The 19,081-nt window shown below is 33.9% G+C and carries 17 protein-coding genes; 7 read left to right on the forward strand and 10 right to left on the reverse strand.

Annotated elements, in window-relative coordinates; translation table 11 throughout:
- Window positions 1–58: 58 nt before the first annotated feature.
- The 4 genes from GWJ01_RS07355 to GWJ01_RS07370 are packed head-to-tail and all read right to left on the reverse strand — an operon-like array spanning window position 59 to window position 4,651.
- Window positions 59–1,528 carry a TolC family protein gene (locus tag GWJ01_RS07355; protein WP_161710907.1) on the reverse strand — a complete coding sequence of 490 codons (1,470 nt, stop codon included), beginning with the start codon at window positions 1,526–1,528 and terminating at the stop codon, window positions 59–61.
- On the reverse strand, window positions 1,528–3,381 hold the full coding sequence (locus GWJ01_RS07360) for an FUSC family protein (RefSeq protein ID WP_161710908.1): 1,854 nt from the start codon (window positions 3,379–3,381) through the stop codon (window positions 1,528–1,530). Before GWJ01_RS07360 ends, GWJ01_RS07355 begins: the two co-directional genes overlap by 1 nt.
- Window positions 3,371–4,411, reverse strand: a complete 1,041-nt coding sequence (gene mdtN / locus GWJ01_RS07365) for a multidrug transporter subunit MdtN (protein WP_109402892.1) — start codon at window positions 4,409–4,411, stop codon at window positions 3,371–3,373. Before mdtN ends, GWJ01_RS07360 begins: the two co-directional genes overlap by 11 nt.
- Window positions 4,412–4,414: 3 nt before the next feature.
- A complete protein-coding gene (locus GWJ01_RS07370; RefSeq protein ID WP_237585704.1) occupies window positions 4,415–4,651 on the reverse strand; it encodes a YtcA family lipoprotein in 237 nt (78 codons plus the stop codon).
- 316 nt (window positions 4,652–4,967) lie between these two features.
- Between GWJ01_RS07370 and mnmH the strand changes: the two genes are divergently transcribed.
- A complete protein-coding gene (gene mnmH, locus GWJ01_RS07375) occupies window positions 4,968–6,053 on the forward strand; it encodes a tRNA 2-selenouridine(34) synthase MnmH (protein WP_109393746.1) in 1,086 nt (361 codons plus the stop codon).
- Window positions 6,054–6,136: 83 nt separating this feature from the next.
- On the opposite strand, the gene GWJ01_RS07380 is transcribed toward mnmH, so the two are convergent.
- Together GWJ01_RS07380 and GWJ01_RS07385 are read right to left on the reverse strand one after the other, a co-directional pair.
- Window positions 6,137–6,889, reverse strand: a complete 753-nt coding sequence (locus GWJ01_RS07380) for a DUF4184 family protein (protein ID WP_109402893.1) — start codon at window positions 6,887–6,889, stop codon at window positions 6,137–6,139.
- A 207-nt stretch (window positions 6,890–7,096) separates the two neighbouring features.
- A complete protein-coding gene (locus GWJ01_RS07385) occupies window positions 7,097–8,662 on the reverse strand; it encodes a bifunctional metallophosphatase/5'-nucleotidase (protein ID WP_109402894.1) in 1,566 nt (521 codons plus the stop codon).
- A 169-nt stretch (window positions 8,663–8,831) separates the two neighbouring features.
- On the opposite strand from GWJ01_RS07385, the gene GWJ01_RS07390 reads away from it, so the two are divergent.
- The 4 genes from GWJ01_RS07390 to GWJ01_RS07405 all read left to right on the forward strand — a co-directional run bounded on the left by GWJ01_RS07390 (window position 8,832) and on the right by GWJ01_RS07405 (window position 12,002).
- Complete coding sequence (locus GWJ01_RS07390) at window positions 8,832–9,413, forward strand: IS1/IS1595 family N-terminal zinc-binding domain-containing protein (protein WP_161710909.1); 582 nt, start codon at window positions 8,832–8,834, stop codon at window positions 9,411–9,413.
- Between the two features lie 10 nt (window positions 9,414–9,423).
- On the forward strand, window positions 9,424–10,176 hold the full coding sequence (locus GWJ01_RS07395) for a hypothetical protein (protein WP_161710910.1): 753 nt from the start codon (window positions 9,424–9,426) through the stop codon (window positions 10,174–10,176).
- A 351-nt stretch (window positions 10,177–10,527) separates the two neighbouring features.
- Complete coding sequence (locus GWJ01_RS07400) at window positions 10,528–10,971, forward strand: GNAT family N-acetyltransferase (protein ID WP_161710911.1); 444 nt, start codon at window positions 10,528–10,530, stop codon at window positions 10,969–10,971.
- Window positions 10,968–12,002, forward strand: coding sequence for a serine hydrolase domain-containing protein (locus GWJ01_RS07405; protein WP_075672839.1), 1,035 nt, complete (start codon window positions 10,968–10,970; stop codon window positions 12,000–12,002). Before GWJ01_RS07400 ends, GWJ01_RS07405 begins: the two co-directional genes overlap by 4 nt.
- A gap of 104 nt (window positions 12,003–12,106) precedes the next feature.
- Here GWJ01_RS07405 and GWJ01_RS07410 read toward each other — a convergent pair whose 3' ends face one another.
- Window positions 12,107–13,759 (reverse strand): DUF4139 domain-containing protein, encoded by a 1,653-nt coding sequence (locus tag GWJ01_RS07410; protein WP_237585705.1) that lies wholly within the window; start codon window positions 13,757–13,759, stop codon window positions 12,107–12,109.
- A 351-nt stretch (window positions 13,760–14,110) separates the two neighbouring features.
- Complete coding sequence (locus GWJ01_RS07415; protein WP_098942882.1) at window positions 14,111–15,511, reverse strand: amidohydrolase; 1,401 nt, start codon at window positions 15,509–15,511, stop codon at window positions 14,111–14,113.
- A 173-nt stretch (window positions 15,512–15,684) separates the two neighbouring features.
- On the opposite strand from GWJ01_RS07415, the gene GWJ01_RS07420 reads away from it, so the two are divergent.
- Window positions 15,685–16,923, forward strand: a complete 1,239-nt coding sequence (locus GWJ01_RS07420) for a TerD family protein (RefSeq protein WP_161710913.1) — start codon at window positions 15,685–15,687, stop codon at window positions 16,921–16,923.
- Between the two features lie 101 nt (window positions 16,924–17,024).
- Here GWJ01_RS07420 and GWJ01_RS07425 read toward each other — a convergent pair whose 3' ends face one another.
- Together GWJ01_RS07425 and GWJ01_RS07430 are read right to left on the reverse strand one after the other, a co-directional pair.
- Window positions 17,025–17,480, reverse strand: a complete 456-nt coding sequence (locus GWJ01_RS07425; RefSeq protein WP_109402955.1) for a YaiI/YqxD family protein — start codon at window positions 17,478–17,480, stop codon at window positions 17,025–17,027.
- 83 nt (window positions 17,481–17,563) lie between these two features.
- Complete coding sequence (locus GWJ01_RS07430) at window positions 17,564–18,439, reverse strand: EamA family transporter (RefSeq protein ID WP_161710914.1); 876 nt, start codon at window positions 18,437–18,439, stop codon at window positions 17,564–17,566.
- A gap of 99 nt (window positions 18,440–18,538) precedes the next feature.
- On the opposite strand from GWJ01_RS07430, the gene GWJ01_RS07435 reads away from it, so the two are divergent.
- Window positions 18,539–19,021 carry a MarR family winged helix-turn-helix transcriptional regulator gene (locus GWJ01_RS07435; protein WP_109402957.1) on the forward strand — a complete coding sequence of 161 codons (483 nt, stop codon included), beginning with the start codon at window positions 18,539–18,541 and terminating at the stop codon, window positions 19,019–19,021.
- Window positions 19,022–19,081 lie beyond the last annotated feature (60 nt).

Genomic DNA, 19,081 nt, shown 5'->3' on the forward strand with positions numbered 1-19,081 from the left:
TGGCGATTTATTATTAACGCCACCTCTACTAAAATAACAATATACAAAAGAAATATTTCTAATGTGGTGCTGAATTAGGCAACACCCTACCTATTTCACCTAATGCAAATGCTAAATCAACGGCTGCAATCTGTGATCCTGTATAGGCATCAATCTGAGACATTTGTGCATTTAATAATGCAACCTCTGCGGTATTAATTTCGGTTACTGTTCCCAATCCGTTGCGATAAAATTCTACACTGGCGGTATATGTTAATTGTGTTGTCTCTACTAAATTTTTAGACGCTTTATTTGCTTCAAGTGCTGATTTGAGAGCATTTTCGCTAATTGAAATCTCTTTTATTGCAAGATCTTGGCTTTTGCGTAAATTTTCTTGAGCTAGCCTAATTTCTGACTGTGCATTTGCCATTCTAGATTGACGTATTCCGCCTTCATATAATGGAATACTGACTCCAATCAAGATATTAGAAGATGACGTTCTTTGGCTAATATCAGGAAGTCCCTGAACATCAAAGCTACCTGTTCCTCCTGCAAGTGCACCAGCAAGATATACTTTAGGGAAATAATCAGATTCGACAGAATTAGCAGCCTTAATTGCGGCTTGTTGTAATTCATATTGCGCTAAAACATCAGGACGTTGTGCAAGTGCTTTTTTTATCACATCATGAGTTAACGGCGAAATATCATCAGGAAGAAAATTATCATCGGCATAATTAATGGTTATTTTTTCAAAAGGTGAAACGCCAATAGCAGACAATAAGATTTGATATTGATCTTTTTCATGACCTTTAGCTAACACGTTTTGTAATTCAATTTGTGCAACTTGTTGTTTTGCTAATGCCACGTCCAATACGGTCGCTAATCCCTTCACTCGTTTTTGCTCAACGGCATATAAAATATCTTTACTTCTTTGAAGGGCTTTTTGAGTAATATTCACCTTCTTTTGTGCTGCACCATAGCTAAAATAGGCAACCGAAACATCATGAATAATTTTTTGATGCATCAGATTAAAATTAAGATTTATTGCTAATGAAGTATGTTTCGCAGCATCAACTAATGCCCCTCGTTTACCAAAATCAAAAATAAGCCATCTAAATGTGAGTGCTGGAATAAAAGCGCTACTAGATGTTTTTATATCATCAACAATAGGATTTTTAGGTAAATCAATTTTCCCATGTTGATACCCTGCGAGTGCTGTTGCTGTGATAATTGGCAAATATGTGCTTTCTACCATACCAATATCAGTGGCTGATTTTTTTGCTAATTCCCATGCAATACGTGTGTCTGGGTTATTTTGTTGCCCTAAATCTATCAGGTCAGCTAAAGCATAGCGAGATTTAACCGTTTGTTCTTGAGGGAGCGATAAGTATTGCTTAGCCGATGAGGAAAGATATTGAGTATTATCATAAGCGATAGGCTCTTGAGAATACTGCTTAAATGAACTGTTTGTGTCAACACAACCAACAAGTAATAGGCTTAACAGAGATGACAGAATGTTTTTCTTATTATTAATGACTAAATTTATCATTATAGTTTTTCTCTTATTAAATGTTTAAATACAAGTTCTCTTTCATCTGCCGGTAATATTTTCATTTCTTCATTAAGGATGTTTTTTTTAAATTCATATTTTGAATTTTCATCGATACTTGAATAAGCAAGATTATTTTCAAAAATAAATTTATGAGCGTAATTATGATAACTAATATAAGAAATTTTATTTAATGACTCCTTAAAAAAAAGCATTAGATTTTTATTTTTTTCTCTATCTTTTTTTTCAAAAATGAGTAAGTTTATATTGTCTTTTGATTGTGTAATAGCTTCATTTACGGATGAAACTAAAATTAACATATCGTTTTTATTTGTCGAATATCTTAGGTCTATATAATTATCTAAAATAGAAGTGATTTGTTTGTATATCGTATTAACAATACTTGAAGGCCATACTTTTGTGAAAATAATGTACATCACAATATTACCTAACAAAATGCCTAAAATGCGATCAGAGACTACGTCCATATCAAAACTAGGTTTAAATCCATGTAATGTTGTTAATAAAAATGCTAAACCGACTTGTACACCGGCATAAGAGATACGTTCATTGCCAACAGCAACCCAAGCTGCAGGTAATAAGCAGAAAAAGATCAGCACCATTAATTCAAAAACATCAGATAAGTTAGGGATAATATAAAGCAATGAAATCATGCCAATTAGTGCCCCAATTAGGCATCCGGTGATCCGCAATGTTAATTTATGAACTGTTTCACCGACAGATGTTAATGCCACAACATAACAAGTGATCATTGCAGTATGAATGCCCTGCCATTTAAAATAATCATAAAAGATATAACATAGAATAGCGGCTATAGTGGTTTTTAAAGCGAAGTACTTATGGTTAGGGTTTGTAAATGCATCACTAACAAAAAAAGGTGTTTTTTTCTGTACCGGTTTAATTTCTCTTTTATTAGATAAAATCTTATTAAAAGTATTTAATAAGTGAAGTTTACTTATTGTATATTGAGCTTGTTGTTTATCTTTTATTTTATCTATTTGATGGTGTGTAAAACAATCGGCAATTTCTAAACATCTTTTAGAAAGAAGAAAACGTATAGAAGTTGGTGTGTTTTTATCAAAAGTTAATGACATAATTAATATTTGATAAGAGTTATCAATAATATTTTCTAACCATTTAATGTCTTCTCTTCCCCGTAAATAAAACATTTTAATAAACATTAAATAACGTTTACATTCTGTTTGTGTACTCAGTAATTCACTAATTTCTAGTTGGCTTTCTTTTCTTCCTAAAAAGAAATCACTTGCAATAGAAAAGCGTGTGGCGATCCTGTTTAACAGTAATTTTCTTGGGCTAATGCCAACAAAGAAATTAAATAAAATAACCAATAACATTGGAGATACTGCCATCAGTAATGCATAAAGTAATGCTCTTGTTGCAACATCTCCTACAGGGATGTCATCAATTAAAGTCATTAAAAAGGCGATAACTAAAGCGACTAAATTACCAATGTCACCAAGGCTACTGGCCGATGCTAAATACATAAAAACAGCTGAAAACAAAGCCATAAAGAAGAATCGTAAAATAATGTTTTGTATCGTGAGGTTAAAAAGAACAAAGATAATACACACGACAATAGAACATAAAATAATTACGCCAACAGATAATAATATATTTTGTACAGCATCAGCTTTGATTAAATAGATAATTAAATAGCAACTTATTGCAGATTCGGGAATTTCATAAATCATCGCAATAGCAGCCATTAAGGCACAAAGTAATGCAATGCGCCAAGTAGTTGCTAAACGAAAATCAAAGGGTAACAAGTCTTTTTTGACTTGTTTCACTATTAGAGAGGGTTTAACAATCATCGTCGTTAGCTATTATATTGACAGTTGCTGTAGCGCCAACCCGCATAAGATCTTCTGGTGGATTGGTGATAGTGACTTTAACAGGAAACCGTTGTTGAACTCTAACCCAATTTAATGATTTAGGTACATAAGGTAAGTCTCTTGGAATATTAATAAGATCAGTCGACATGATCCCTCGGCTAATACCTTCTACTTTGCCTTTAATTGGGTGCTTATTATCAATCATTGAATAAATAACGACGCAGTTACCTATTTTTATATTATTTAAATCGGTCTCTTTAAAATAAGCTGAAGCATACCAAGTATCAGTATCAATTAAGGTAAATACAGACTGTCCAGAAATAATAAATTCACCTGGTGATAGCACTAATCCAGCAACGTAACCATTGCTTGGCGCTTTTACTTCAGTATTACTTAATTCCCATTCAGCCATTTCCAATGAGGTTTTTAACGATTTCACTAATGCTACTTCTGAATCTGTATTATTAATTAGGGCTTCTGAGGCGACATTTTGTTTTTGTGCCTGTTTTAATGTGACTTCTGCATCATGTTTTAATGTTCTAGCATCATCAACTTGTTGTGCGGTCACAAATCCTTTTGCTAATAATGGCTCTAATCTATTGAGTGATTGAGTCGCTAATAACAAATTGACTTGAGCACGTTTTATTTGTGCTTCTGCAACTTCTGAATTTGATGTTTCTGCAATAATAATACGTTGTTTGTTACTTAATGTTGCTTCAGCAATCATGAGCTGTTCTTTTGCTTGCTGAACTCTTAATGCGTACATAGTGGGATCGATAGTAAACAGTAAATCCCCTTTATTAACTTTGCTATTTTCTTTGACGTAAATAGCACTAATTCGGCCCGGCACAGTTGATGATATGTTAATTTTGTTAGCATCAATTATTGCATCTTCACTGAGTGGATTTAACGCTGACAATTGAATGTTTTTCCACAATAAGATGAGTGTAATCACAAAAACGATCACAGTGATTATAAGCGCCAGCTTTTTTTTGATTTTTTTATCCATAATTTAATAAGAAAAATAAAATAAAGAGATGGTTAAAGAAATTGATAACAATATTGCAAAATAAAAGATTAAAGGAAGTGGCAATTTATCATCAATACCCCAATAGATAAGTAACACACGTATGACAAAAGCCCCTAATAAGCCGATAAATGTACATAACATCCAATATGGGAAATAGGCGCCTAACATACTAATAAAAGGAGAATGGCCTCGAGAACAACCTGATAACAGCAACATCATTATGCTCAAGCTAGTAATACGATAATATTTTTTTATTATGTCCAAGGTAATACACTCGTCATTTTACGATGAATTTTATGGTTCGTTTTCAACACGATAGTGTTTTTATTTATAGTATTTAATCAATGAATTAATCTAAAACATCCCATCAAACAGATGTTAGATGTTTTTTATCTATCAATCCACACCCTTATCTTAAATTTTTTTATTGAAAGAAGGACTCCATTTTTAAATATGACTGTAATTATGGGCGTTACATGATTTTAAGAGTATAGTAGCTAATCTTTCAGCCCGACTAGATATTACAATTTTTATTATGGAATCAGCGTTTTCTGCTCAAAATATTCGACATATTCTTGCTAATAACACACCTATTATTGATGTGCGTGCACCTATTGAATTTAATCAAGGCTCAATCCCTAATGCGATTAATTTGCCTTTAATGAATGATGAAGAACGCGCTGCTGTGGGAACTTGTTATAAACAACAAGGCTCACAAAAAGCGGTTGATTTAGGACATCAATTGGTAAGTGGTGAAACTCGTGATAACCGTATCGCAGCTTGGCGTGATGCTTGTGAGCAATTTCCAAATGGTTATATTTGCTGTGCTCGTGGAGGAATGCGTTCTCATATCGTTCAGCAATGGCTTAAAGAAAGTGGTATAGATTATCCATTAATTGAAGGTGGATATAAGGCGTTAAGACAGACTGTTATTGAAATGACCAATGAATTAGTTCAACGCCCTATTATCTTAATTGGTGGATGTACCGGTAATGGAAAAACGACTTTAGTGCGTTCATTACCAGAAGGTATTGATCTCGAAGGTATTGCACATCATCGAGGTTCATCTTTTGGTCGTATAGTAGAAGAGCAATTTCCTCAGGCTACATTTGAAAACCATCTTGGTGTTGAAATGTTGAAAAAATCACCGAAATATACACGATGGGTGCTTGAGGATGAAGGCCGTGCTATTGGGGCCAATGGATTACCTGAATGTTTGCGAGCAAAAATGATTGGTGCTTCAATAGTTGTTGTGGATGATCCCTTAGAGCGACGCATAGAACGTTTGAAAGCAGAGTATTTTGATCGTATGACGCACGATTATCTAGAAGCGTATGGCGAAGAAAAAGGTTGGCAAGCTTACAGTGATTATTTACATCATGGTTTATTTGCTATCCGCCGTCGATTGGGCTCTCAAAGAGCAATGGAATTAACGCAGTTGCTAGATGATGCCCTAGAAATTCAGAAAAAAGAGTCTAATACAGAAGCACATTTTTCTTGGTTAACCCCTTTACTAAAAGAATATTACGATCCGATGTATCGTTATCAATTAAGCAAAAAGGAAGATAAGATTATTTACCAAGGAAGCTATGAAGAAGTCATGCAGTGGTTTAAAAACTAATAAATAGCTAAGATTTTCTGTATTAAATACAGAGTATACCAAAGAAGAGCCTCGTAAATTTATGTTACGGGGCTTTTTTTAGTTTACTTGGTCAAACTTTTAGTTCGGTATAACCAAGCTCCTAAGATTATCATTAAACCAAAGAAAAAAGGCACTGCCAAAGAGAGCTCAAGGAAAATAAACCGATTAATGTTAATTCCCTGCCCTTTATTTGAGAATTGTAAAGCTAAAGGCAAAGCACATAATCCAGACAGAAAACCGATCCCAATTAAGCGATATAACTTAATACGATTTTCTTTTTGTGTTGGAGCATCTTGTTTGCGCTGGTATTGAATGTATTTCCAACACAAATAAAGCAACCCTAATACAGAGCCTAAATGTTGTAATAATTTATAGATAGCAATCTCTTGGCTATCGGTCATTCCTTGTAATAACTGTGCTTGTAGTACAGAAAATAATCTGACAGCAGTTCCTGTTTCGTGGGTAAAAGAATCCCATACAATATGAGTTATTGCACCAATATATAGAGATAAAACAAATAAGCTTAATGCTCTAATATTGGGTTTTATTGGCTCATATAAAGGGATCGGCGATACGCACTTTAATGGATTTCGTAGTAAATAATTTAGAATAAAAACCAGTAAACAAAAAGGAAATGCAGTATAAAACCAGCCCAATAAATTATGTGCCGTTGTCGCTGATTGATATAAACCAAAAGAATAGAGTAAATCAGGTGATGTGCTTCCCACAATTAATGCAGGTAAACTAAGGCTTTTTCCTATTCGGGACTGCTTTATGGGGAAAACAATAGAAGGATGTGAAAAAGTCCACGGCATAGGAATATCTCTATAATATGAAGATGAATAACAAAAAATGAATATAAGTATGAGTATGAGTATGAGTATGAGTATATCAGTAGATTAGCTAAGCTTTATCTGATATCACAACGACTATTAAGATTAAATTAGCTCATTGTTATTAATACAAAAACGCCACTAATGGTGAGAACATTAATGGCATTAAATGATGGGATTATTAATTATTTACACACTATTTTTTGCAGAGATATCAATAATACGTTCTTCTTTAGGCATATTGATAGTGACTTTTTGCTTAATATATTCAATTACTGCCGTAGCAGCACTGGTATTAGGAATATCTTTAGCATTTCTACCTTGTGTGAAGGCAGTAAAACCATCTCCGCCTCTCGCTAAGAATGAATTAGCAATAATAGGGTAATAAGTACTATCTTCAACACGTTTTCCATTGATAGAAACTGAAACAACACGTTCGTTTACAGGTTTAGTACTGTCATATTTCATTTCAAAACCACTAGATGCTTGTAATACACCATTAGTTAAATTTGCAGAATGGTTCATTAAATCTCGTAAGTCTTTACCGCTCAATTCCATGTAAGTTAAATCATCAGGGAATGGGAACATACTAATAATATCCCCGATCGTAATATCTCCTTTATGGATCTCGTTACGAATACCACCGCTATTAACAAAAGCAACTTGTGCCCGATTATCTGTAACTAAAAAAGCATCAGTAATTAAATTACCAATTTCAGAAGACTCACCGTAAGAACGCGTTAGTTCATTCTGAGTATTGCCAATTTTTTGTTGTGCAATTTCATCTAATTTTTTAGTCCATGTTTCTATTTTTTTCTGTGTATCTGGGTCAGGTTTGTGTTCATCAGCAAAGATATTAACTAACTCGCCTTTATAGTGATCAATTTTTTTAGTTTTGTCGTTTATATCTAACACCAATTTTCCAACGTTAATACCATAAGCGTCCGTAGAAACAATCAGCGTGTCGTTAACTTTAATAGGCTCTGGTGTACCCACATGAGCATGCCCAGTAATTAAAATATCTAACCCTTTTACTTGCTGTGCCAATTCGATATCTTTTTGCAGCATACGAGCGACATCTGCTGAGCCGAAGCTAGATTGTCTTGCTGGAACACCTTCATGAACAAGTAATATGGTAATATCAACTTTCCCTTTCAGTTCATTAAGATATTTATTAAGGTATTCAACTTCATCTCTTGCTTCAACCCCCTCTCGTTTATCTTTATTAACCGTGTCATAGAAAGCAAACTTACCATGCAATCCAATTACACCAAATTTCACGCCTTCTTTTTCTATTATAATATACGGTTTATCCCAGACAGCTTTGCCGTTATCTTCATAGAAAACATTACCTAAAAGTACAGGAAATGTTGCTTTTTTAAGTTGAGCCACCATGTTTTCTACGCCATGGTCGAATTCATGATTCCCCACGGAAGCCGCATCAAAAGACATTTCGTTCATGATATCAATAATGGCTTCACCTTGGGTTAAAGTACTTAAATAAGGACCTGTGAAATAATCGCCAGCATCAAGAAATAAAACACCTGGATTATTTTTTTTAGCGTCTTTAACAATGGTTGCAATATTTGCAAACCCACCGACTAATCTATCCTTACTAACATAAGGTGCTTTAAAAGGAACGGCATTCGCGTGTAAATCGTTAGTATGATAAATAGTAATTTCTTGAGCGAATACGGAAGAGCTTCCTAATAAAGCGCCAATTAACAGAGGTAATATAAGAACGGGCTTACTCATAATAATATCCTGTAAGTATAAAAATACTGAAATAACCTGGTTGATGTTCGGTATTTAGTTAATAACACCTGACTTGTTAAAAGTATGATAACTATCACAGTGCGTTAGCATTATGCGTAGTTGAATTATGTTATTATCATTTTGTGTTGGTTTTTTGTGATAAGAACTGATGAAAACAGTAAAAGAAATTAACGTTAATGTATGTAAAACAGAAAGTTGTGAGCATTTTTCTGAAGTTGTAGAAAATGCCTATGTGATCCCATCTTTTAAATTAGGTTTTCCTGCCGTTTATTGCAATTGTTGTGGCGGTAGTAGCGTATTAATTAATAATGAAGATATAAAGGCATTATTAAATCCTTATGTTGAATTTTTTAATTTAAATGTTAATGAGCAATGCCCAAATTGTGATTCATCAGAAAAAATACTTTATGGCAAGACGGGAAAAGGAACAGTACGCCATCAATGTAAACAGTGTAATACGGTTTTTTCTCTTAAAAACAACATAGATTTAAAATCTTTTAATAATAAAATAATAGAACTTCTTATTTTACAATCGCAAACACCCAGTTATATTATTAAGAATTTAAACATTACCCCTGCTCTGTTTTATAGAAAATTATCTGTTATTGAAAAGATAATGGAAATAAAAGCAAGGCAATATGAAAAGCTATTAGATAAAAATAAGGTTTATGACTTACAAACAAACGTATTTACGTTGAGGTGTCGTAACAACACAAGGCTTTTCAAATGAACTTTTTGGAATGGTAACTTGTTGCTCTAAAACGGGTTATGTTTTTCTTCAAAGTGTTAATTGGAGTGAGATATTAGTAAGCTCTGATAGCCAATATCATAACAACACTAAAAAAGAGACATTAGATAATACTCAAGGTGTATTACTCGATAATATTATTATGCGATATGAACAAATAAACAGTAGGAAAAGTTTTGGTCAAATTCAATATACAGAAAAGATTTGCTCTGAGCATATTATCGAGCCTGTTGTTTTATCTCATTACCACTTTCTTAAATTAAAGTTTATTCTACCAATAAGTATTAAACATCATTTTATTTATCATGATAGTTTTATCCGTGGTGGATGTATGGTTGCCTACGGTAAAGAAATAAAACAAAAAACGTCTAACCTTTATTATGTGGTTTCAAAGAGATCACGCCTAACATCAGATTTTAATTATAAAGGAAGTTATACGCTGGGTTGGTGGAATAACAAGTGGTATGAGTTTATATCTCAAGATAACCAAGAGTTATTCTATCTATGTAACTTAGGGGTAAATAAAATGGATGACGTTAGTTCTTATACTAAAATATCCCCTTCTCTTGATTACAGCCATCTATTTATTCAATCATTTAAAGAAAAATTCCCTGATGTATTTTTAAAAACATTATCGCCTAGTACAGTAAAGTTACTATTATCTATTTATAGTTTTTACTATAATTATTGTCTTAGCAATGAAAGTGGGACACCAGCACAAAGAATAGAACTAATAAAAGAATAGATAACATAATTAAAATAAAAACACCTTATTAAAAGGTGTTTTTATTTTAATTATGTTATCTATTCTTAATAGCAAAGTGGCACATATAGCCATGATAAAATTGAAAATTATACTAAAAATAAATACAATCAATTAGCGTTTTATCAGGAAAAATATAATCGGATTTTAGTGTATCTTCCTAAGAAGGCGTGAGCATTCTTGACAATGGAATAAATATATTTTTTCTTATTATAAATAATGTGTCTTATTGTGCTATCTAAATCTTCTCTTAATCTTTCTTTAATTTTATCGCAGATAATAAGCGATGAGTTTTTATTAAAATGCGATTTTGTGATTTAAAAAGAGAATATGATGGATATCAGTTTAAAACGTATCACTTCAGATAATTACGAAGAAATTAGTCTACTTGAAGTAGAAGAATATCAAGAAGACTATATTGCTTCTAATATGTGGTCTTTAGTTGAGGCGGCTTATAACGAAAACTATGTCGTCAGAGGTATTTATTTATTAGATAAACCAGTTGGTTTTTTTATGTGGGTAAAAGAAAACCCGCATAAAATTGCTATTTGGCGTTTTATGATAGATAAAATACACCAAAATAAAGGGTTAGGCAGAAATGCCCTTCAGATTGCTTTAAATGAAATTAAAAAAGATAAAAAAATCAAGGAAATTGAGATCTGTTATAACCCATTAAATCCCGTGGCTAAGACATTCTATGACTCTTTTGGTTTTGAAGAGATAGGTATGGATAAAGATGGGGATGATATGTTAGCACTAATAAGAGTAACACAATGAAAAATATCAAAAATAATAGCAAGCGAGATCAGATAGAACAGTTATTAAGACCTATTTCAGAGAATACACCAGGTATTATTATACAGGCTCGCTTTGATGATGGTGTTATATATCAAGCTCAAAAAGGTCTTGCGAATATATCTAAAAATCAATTAATTGACGAAAATAGTGTCTTTAATTTGGCTTCTGTTTCAAAGCAATTTACCGCTTTTTCTATATTACTTCTGGCTAAAGATGGAAAGTTGTCACTTGACGATTCAATTCTTATTTACTTGCCGGAGTTAGGTGATTATGCCAAAGCGATCACAATTAACGATTTAGTTTCCCATACCAGTGGGTTAATTGATTATATGGAATTAGCGTTTGAGCGAGGTGTTTCTTACACAACACAACTTACGCCAGAAGAAAGTTTTTCTGATATCGTAAAACAAACAAAGACTTACTATCCTATTGGTAGTAAATTTGAATATAACAATACTGGGTATTTTTTGTTATCTCAGATCATTGAGCGTGTAAGCCAACAACCATTTTCAGTTTTTGCTCAAGAGCGTATTTTTGCGCCATTACAAATGAACGATACGTTTATTGTTGAAGAATATCCTACAGTAAATCCTATTGTGTCTGGATATACAGAAAATGAGCAAGGCAACTATGAGTTATCAGAAAGCCCTTGGACACATACTGGGGATGGTGCAGTACATTCAAGTGCGAACGATTTAATGAAATGGGGTGAAAACTTTAGTACTGCAAAAGTGGGTGGTGCCGAGCTTATTGCAAAAATGACACTGCCTTTTCCTAATTCTACGCGTGAAGGTAAGCCTGTAATTGATTATGAAGCTTATGGATTTGGCCTTTTTATTAGTCATGCTCTGGGTGAAATAAGTTTTGAACATTCAGGAGGATGGATGGGAACTTCAACCTATTTTATGCGCTTTCCGCAATCAAAACTTACTATCGCAGTTCTATCTAATCGTGAAAACTATAATATTGATTTACTTGCAACTGAAGCAGCAAAAATTTTGCTTAATTAGTCGGCAAAAATAGAAAATATAATAAAAAATATAAGATTGCTCTTTGTAAAATAGAAAAAGGTGCAATTGCACCCTCTTCTATTTTTTAATTTAAATAAGAGAAATTATAACCCCATAATTTGTCTATTCTTAGGATAAGAAAGGGTATAATTTAATGGTAATGATTTTTCCTCTTTGGCACCTAATGTAATATCCCATTTAATTTCGCCAGTATCTTTATCAAGTACACCGTCTTTATAAACTGCATCTGCTACATTGATATTGTTTTCCTGACTAAGTGGCAATTGATCGTAAATAGTGACTTTTACAGGAGAGTTATAAGTATTTCTTACTTTAATAGTATAACTCTCTTTTTGTTCAATGGTTGTACCAATAAAGATAGGCTCTTTTCTTATTTTTTCATTGTTAATACGGCTAATTTGAATATTTTTATCTATTCCAAATGGAATACTAAGTAACTCTGTTAATTCATTAGTATTAATATAACTATTACCAATAAAGCTATTCATATAGTAAATATTCGCACGGCCATTAAGTAAATTTAAGTTTTCCCAATCTTTGACTTCAGCTTGTAAATAAACTTCTTCAACTAATTTAGGCGTCGTTAAATAGCGATAATTCGCAACAACTTCTTTTTGATTAATCACTAATGTATTAGGTTCCGTGCTATTTTTTAAGGTGTAAGGTAGTGCGATAGCATGGCTTAAATTGATGCCATTATTATTGGTTGTTACATATCGTGTTACTCCTTTATTTAATTGTTTTTCATGGCTTTCTTCTCTTATCATCGCAGGAGATGGTGCGGCTGGAGAAGCCATCTCCATACTCATATTTTTACTTCTAAATTTAGCATTATCATTGTAAAGAGCGAGATACCATGGCGATAAAGTTGGTGCAGTAATATTTAAAGATGGATTTGTGGATGTTAAAATCAGTTTTACTTTATCCCAATTTAAGCCTGTATTTTGAATAACATCCGCTTTGTAGGTGAGTAATATTGGCTTATCCATTCCTTGGCTTCGAATATCATAAGCAGGTGACCATCCTGCATCTGGTGTTATATAAGAAATACGCATTTTACTGATTAGATTTTTTGATGTGCCTAAAGATAAAACAATTTGTGTTTTCTCTTGCGCAATAATTGGCATATCAATTTCTAATTGTCGGCTTAGCTCTTCTAATTGTTTTGTTAATTCAGTGATTTCTTCACGCGCCATTTTTTGCTGATTTAGAATAGATGTCATTTTTTGGCTAATAAAATCAAATTTTTGTGATGAGTGTTCTAATGACTGAGTTTCACCATAACCAAAAAATGATTGGTCTTTTAATAAAGTAATTTGTTCATTACCCACATTAATATTGATGTTTAATTCTTCAATTCGCTTATTAATGTCTTTCTGTTTTTCCATCAATACTGCAATGTCTGAAGGGTAACTAGGAGCAATAGGAATTTTTTTAACGTTAATGGTGTTAATAATCACATCTTCATTATCAATGCTAATTGATAAGCTTCTAGGATCAATATTGTTTGCAACATTAGATAAAACAACTTCACTCTGCCCCGCAGGTAAGTTGAGAGTGACGTTATTTTCAAGTTCAGCACCCCGTAAAAAAATCGTTGCTTGATTGAGTTTTATATCATAATTAATCGGTTTAGTCGGATCTACGGAATTGATTTCATTAGCAAAAGCACTAGTTGCACTAATAATAGATAATGTAATAAGCGATAGCGTTAATTTATTGGATTTAATCATCATTTTCATTCTATCCATAGTTGATGAGCAGTATTAGTGGGAACTGCAAAATAGTTGCACAAGTATATTTAGATAGTATTGCATCTCGAATAAATTAGATAACAGAATAAACTTAAAGATCTAATAGTTGTGAAGGAGAAAAAATAGATAAAACAGTGTGTTAGTGTTTTAAATTAAATGAGTATTTAAATAATAAGGATTATCTTAATGATGGTGCAATATTTAGCTTTTATTATCTTTATATAGTCTTGTTTAGATAAAAATAAGCAGAAAAGATCAATGAACTTTAGCAATAACAATAAAAAAGGCAGTTTAAAAACAAACTGCCTAGAATAAAGATATCTTTATCGATTCTTATTTAACAACTTCACCGCTGTCGATAACGGTTTTACGTACTTTATCTGAGAAATCTTGTGCTTCTTTAATAATGGCTTTTTCATCAACGGTTAATAGTTGGCGATCTTCCATTAAGATCTTTCCATCAACAATGGTGTGGCGAACATTACTGCCATTTGCGCCATACACTAATGCTGCATAAGGACTATACATTGGCACCATATTAGGCGATTTAGTATCAACAACGATAATATCAGCAAGTTTGCCTGATTCTAAAGATCCTAGTTTATCTTCCATATGTAATACTTTCGCCGAACCCATTGTTGCCAGTTCTACTACAGTTAATGGTGGCATAGCAGCACGATCTTTATTCTCTAATTTATGGATTTTACCCACAAGATTTAGCTCATTCATGGTCGTTAGCGTGTTACTCGACATTGGACCATCAGTCCCTAAGCCCACACGAACACCCTTTTCTAACATCGCGACGACAGGTGCTACACCTTTTGCTGATTTAGTATTTGCACTGATATTATGAGCGACACCAACATCATATTTTTTCAGTAAATCAATATCTTTATCATCGACCATAATTGCGTGAGCTGCGATAACTTTATTATTTAGCGCTCCGATATCTGCCATATATTGAACTGGACTTTTACCGCCAGTACGTTTAGCAATTTCTTCTTGTTCACGGTCAGTTTCAGCTAAATGAATCATAACAGGAACATCAAGTTCTATTGATAATTTAGCAATTTTCTGAAGGTTTTCTGTGGTATTTGTGTAAGGAGCATGTGGTGCAAATGCTGGGATAATACGAGGGTGATCTTTATATTCTTTAATAAAGTTTACAGCGTATTGGATGCCCTCTTCTGGTGTTTTCGCATCTGCAACAGGGAAATTAATAACAGATTCTCCTAATACTGCGCGATTACCCATTTTATCAACAGTTTTAGCTACTTCATCTTCGAAGTAATACATATCAACGTAAGTTGTTACGCCACCTTTTACCATTTCGATATTTGCAAGTTCAGCACCCACTCTGACCATTTCGCGAGAAACCATTTTGCTTTCGAGTGGGAAAATATAACGGTGAAGTCTGTCTGGTACATCATCAGCTAATGAACGAAATACAGTCATCGAACCATGTGTATGGGTGTTAATTAAACCTGGCATCACAATATCACCATCAACATCTAACACTTTATTGGCTTGATATTCTTTAGAAAGCTCAGGGCCACCAACGGCAATAATTTTATTTTCTTTTACGACAACAGTACCTTGTTCAATGATTTTATTTTGCTGATCCATAGTTAGAACAGTACCGTCAACTATCATCAAATCAGCCTGTTTTGCCGCGTAACTAGAAAAGGAGACCGCCATAACAGCCAAAGCAAGCATAGATTTAGAAAATGACATCATTACCTCTCGTCTTGATGGGAAAATTTCTCTAAGATTATAAATAAATTCATTGGCTTTTGATATCTAATGAAAGTGAAAGAGATCACCGAATAAATAATTAATTAAAGTTATTATCACTTCTTTTATCTCAATAACTTGCAGTTGGTCTTATCAATTAAGGAGCAGTTTTAATGAGTAAAACGTTGCAACCTGGTGAAAACACATCACTTAGCGAAAATAAAGGACAAGTTAAAGTCTCTCATGCAGTAGGCGATAACCTTGATATTAATCTGACTGCATTTTTAGTAACAGGCTCAGGAAAAGTCGTAAATGACGACGATATGGTTTTCTTTAATGCTCCTCATCACGCTTCTGGTGCGGCTTCATTTATCTCACCGATAACTCAAGGCTCCACAGTTATTCATAGTATTGATTTTGACTTTTCCCGTTTACCTGCAAATATTACTAAAGTAGCTATTACGTTAACGCAAGACGGCTGTGCTGGCGGTTTTGCCGTTGTTAATCAATTAAAAGCACAAGTGCTGATAAATAATGAAATTATTGAGTTAGCACCAAGCCAATTTTCACAAGAAACAGGCATCATCGTTTTAGAACTTTATGTTCGAAATGGTCAGAATAAAGTCCGTTCGGTTTGGCAAGGTTTTGCTTCTGGACTTGCGGGTTTATGTAACCTTTATGGTGTTGAAGTTGAAGAGCCTGCTCCGGTTGTTACACCACCATCGCCTCCTGTAAATGTACAAAAAAACGTAGTGAAGCTGACTAAACCCGATAGTAGTCATCGTGTTTCATTGATAAAAGGTAATGATGCACCTAAACGTATTTTAGTCAGTGCAACATGGATAGATAATGGTGATGGAAAAGATAATGATGATTTAGATCTTCGTGTGGGAATTTTACGTCCGAATGGTCAAATGTCGATTATTCAAGCGCCAGATAAAAGCGGTGCTTTTAATTCTGATCCTTTTGTTTTCCATACCGGTGATGTGATTAGTGTGAGTCAAGAACAACCCGGTTGTGAAACCGTTGAGATTAATCCTGCTATTTCCCAATTAATGGGTGGTAAAGTTGCGTTAGTTTGTAGTGTCTACTCTGCGATTAGTAACGGCTGCGTCTCTGTTGCCTCATTAAAACCAACAATGCGTATGGAATATGGCAATCAAGTGGTTGAATGTTCTTGTGAGTATAAGAAAGGCTTTTTCAATAATATGATTTATACCTATGTGATTGGTATTATTGAAATTGATCAAGATAGTATTACATTAAAACCATCAGGTGTAACATCAAGAGCAGGTAGTGAAGCAACACCTTGGTTAACACGCAATGGTAATGAGCTTAAATTAACAATGGATGGCCCTCATGTTTTTAAAGGGAAGAAACCCAGTATTTTAGGCACCAAGCGTTATGTCTGATCTCATTATAAAAAAGAAATAATCTAAAGTTTATCTTAAAGAAAAACGGGCAATAATACCTATGCCCGTTTATTTATTAAAAGCATTTATTGCTGTCTAAATTAAGTACGTTTCTTTTGTTGCAAAAACCACTTATCTAATTCATTTGCAAAAAGTTGACGGTCACGTTGACTTAAACTTGCGGGACCTCCAGTTTGAATCCCGCTTGCTCTCATCGTATCCATAAAATCACGTATATTTAGACGTTCCCGAATAGTTGCTTCAGTATAACGCTCGCCCCTTGGATTTAGAGCAACTGCGCCTTTTTCTATGACTTCGGCTGCTAATGGAATGTCAGCGGTAATAACCAAGTCATCTTTATTAGTACGGCGAACAATTTCGTTATCAGCAACGTCAAACCCAGCAGAAACTTGTAATGTACGTAAGAAAGGCGATGCGGGTACGATTAATCGTTGATTAGCAACAAAAGTAATAATCACTTTTTCTCTATCTGCTGCACGATATAACACTTCTTTGATTACTTTTGGACATGCATCAGCATCAACCCATATAGGCATAACAACACTCTCTTGATTATTTGGTATTAAACAGTCGGTATTAAATGGTCTGTATTTATGGCGTCTAAAATAACACATTAATCCTAACTAAGTGATTGAAGCTTTGCTCTTTCTCGTTTTTCTGACTGTTGATTAGCCCAGATGCTGAGTAATATTACGATCATGCCTAGAATTTGTAAGTTCGTTAATTGTTGCCCTAACAATGCCCAACCTAAAATAACCGCACTTAGTGGGCTTAAAAAGCCTAATGAAGCCACAGAGCTTGGCCCTAATAATGCAAGTCCTCTAAACCAGAAAATATAGGTTAATGCTCCACCGATTAAGGTTAAATAAGCCAAACCTAAAAGGTTAATTCCTGTTAATGAAGGTAATGCGGGTTCAAATAATAATGCAAAAGGTAATAATACAGCGCCACCAGCAGTTAATTGCCAAGCTGTAAAAGTTAAAGGTGTAACTGGCGGTTGCCAACGACGACTTAATACAGTACCTGTGGCCATAGAAAATGCGCCGCCTAATCCTGCAATTATTCCGATAGGATCAAGTGCTGCATTCGGTGTTAATATCAATATTGCTACACCAAAAATACCGCCTAATGCGGCTGAAATAGATAACCACGACAGACGTGTTTGTAATAACCAACGAGATAAAAATAAGACAATTAAAGGCTGAACTGCCCCCACAGTTGCAGCGACACCACCGGGTAAACGGTAGGCTGAAATAAATAATAGCCACCAGAACAACGAGAAATTTAAAATCCCCAAAATAATGACACGTAACCACCATATACCTTGAGGTAGTTGTCTCATGATAATTAATAATAAAATTCCTGCGGGTAATGCACGTAATGCAGCTAGTGTCATGGGAACATTAGCGGGCAACATTTCCGTTGTTACAATATAGGTGCTCCCCCATACAATGGGAGCTAATGCCGTTAATAGTAATGTTGTGTATCTATTCATAAAATCACTCGTTTAATTGTTACCACACCAATTTATCTTGAGGTCAAGATAAATTGGTAATACCTTGACGTCAAGATAAATAATTGACAATATGAATACATGGACAGAATAGATAAAATTACTAAACAATGGCAGCGAGAGCGCCCTGATCTTGATATTAGTCCGATGGGATTAATTGGTCGATTGGGGAATATAACTTTGCACCTTTCGCGCGAAATGGAGAAAGTTTTCTCTCAATTTGGCTTAAATACGTCAAGTTTTGATGTTCTTGCTACACTACGACGCGCAGGAGATCCTTATACCCTTTCTCCTGGTGAGATGTTATCAACACTGATGGTTACATCAGGCACGATGACAAATCGTATTGACCAATTAGAAAAAGCAGGTTGGGTTATTCGTAAAGTTAATCCGGAAGATGGGCGTGGTTTTTTAGTTTCGCTAACACCGGAAGGTCTGGGTTTAATCAACCAAGTAATAGAAGCGCACGTCGAAAATCAAAAACGTTTAGTCTCTGGTTTATCACAACAAGAACAACAAACATTAAACCAATTGCTTAAAGTTTTTCTTAAAACATTAGAATAGTTTTTATCCGCTTTTATTTTCTCCCATTTAACCTAACTCTCTCGATAATGAAGGTAAGAA

The organism is Proteus sp. G2618 (genome assembly GCF_009915995.1).
In the GTDB taxonomy this organism is placed as follows: Bacteria; Pseudomonadota; Gammaproteobacteria; order Enterobacterales; family Enterobacteriaceae; genus Proteus; species Proteus terrae.

Bases quoted from the DNA above. Each gene is read 5' to 3' on its own strand.
- GWJ01_RS07380 (WP_109402893.1), bottom strand. From the start codon at position 6,889: ATGCCGTGGACTTTTTCACATCCTTCTATTGTTTTCCCCATAAAGCAG.
- mnmH (WP_109393746.1), top strand. From the start codon at position 4,968: ATGGAATCAGCGTTTTCTGCTCAAAATATTCGACATATTCTTGCTAAT.
- GWJ01_RS07420 (WP_161710913.1), top strand. From the start codon at position 15,685: ATGAGTAAAACGTTGCAACCTGGTGAAAACACATCACTTAGCGAAAAT.
- GWJ01_RS07385 (WP_109402894.1), bottom strand. From the start codon at position 8,662: ATGAGTAAGCCCGTTCTTATATTACCTCTGTTAATTGGCGCTTTATTA.
- GWJ01_RS07410 (WP_237585705.1), bottom strand. From the start codon at position 13,759: ATGATGATTAAATCCAATAAATTAACGCTATCGCTTATTACATTATCT.
- GWJ01_RS07355 (WP_161710907.1), bottom strand. From the start codon at position 1,528: ATGATAAATTTAGTCATTAATAATAAGAAAAACATTCTGTCATCTCTG.
- GWJ01_RS07360 (WP_161710908.1), bottom strand. From the start codon at position 3,381: ATGATTGTTAAACCCTCTCTAATAGTGAAACAAGTCAAAAAAGACTTG.
- GWJ01_RS07395 (WP_161710910.1), top strand. From the start codon at position 9,424: ATGGTAACTTGTTGCTCTAAAACGGGTTATGTTTTTCTTCAAAGTGTT.
- mdtN (WP_109402892.1), bottom strand. From the start codon at position 4,411: ATGGATAAAAAAATCAAAAAAAAGCTGGCGCTTATAATCACTGTGATC.
- GWJ01_RS07400 (WP_161710911.1), top strand. From the start codon at position 10,528: ATGGATATCAGTTTAAAACGTATCACTTCAGATAATTACGAAGAAATT.
- GWJ01_RS07390 (WP_161710909.1), top strand. From the start codon at position 8,832: ATGAAAACAGTAAAAGAAATTAACGTTAATGTATGTAAAACAGAAAGT.
- GWJ01_RS07430 (WP_161710914.1), bottom strand. From the start codon at position 18,439: ATGAATAGATACACAACATTACTATTAACGGCATTAGCTCCCATTGTA.
- GWJ01_RS07435 (WP_109402957.1), top strand. From the start codon at position 18,539: ATGGACAGAATAGATAAAATTACTAAACAATGGCAGCGAGAGCGCCCT.
- GWJ01_RS07415 (WP_098942882.1), bottom strand. From the start codon at position 15,511: ATGTCATTTTCTAAATCTATGCTTGCTTTGGCTGTTATGGCGGTCTCC.
- GWJ01_RS07405 (WP_075672839.1), top strand. From the start codon at position 10,968: ATGAAAAATATCAAAAATAATAGCAAGCGAGATCAGATAGAACAGTTA.
- GWJ01_RS07370 (WP_237585704.1), bottom strand. From the start codon at position 4,651: ATGATGTTGCTGTTATCAGGTTGTTCTCGAGGCCATTCTCCTTTTATT.
- GWJ01_RS07425 (WP_109402955.1), bottom strand. From the start codon at position 17,480: ATGCCTATATGGGTTGATGCTGATGCATGTCCAAAAGTAATCAAAGAA.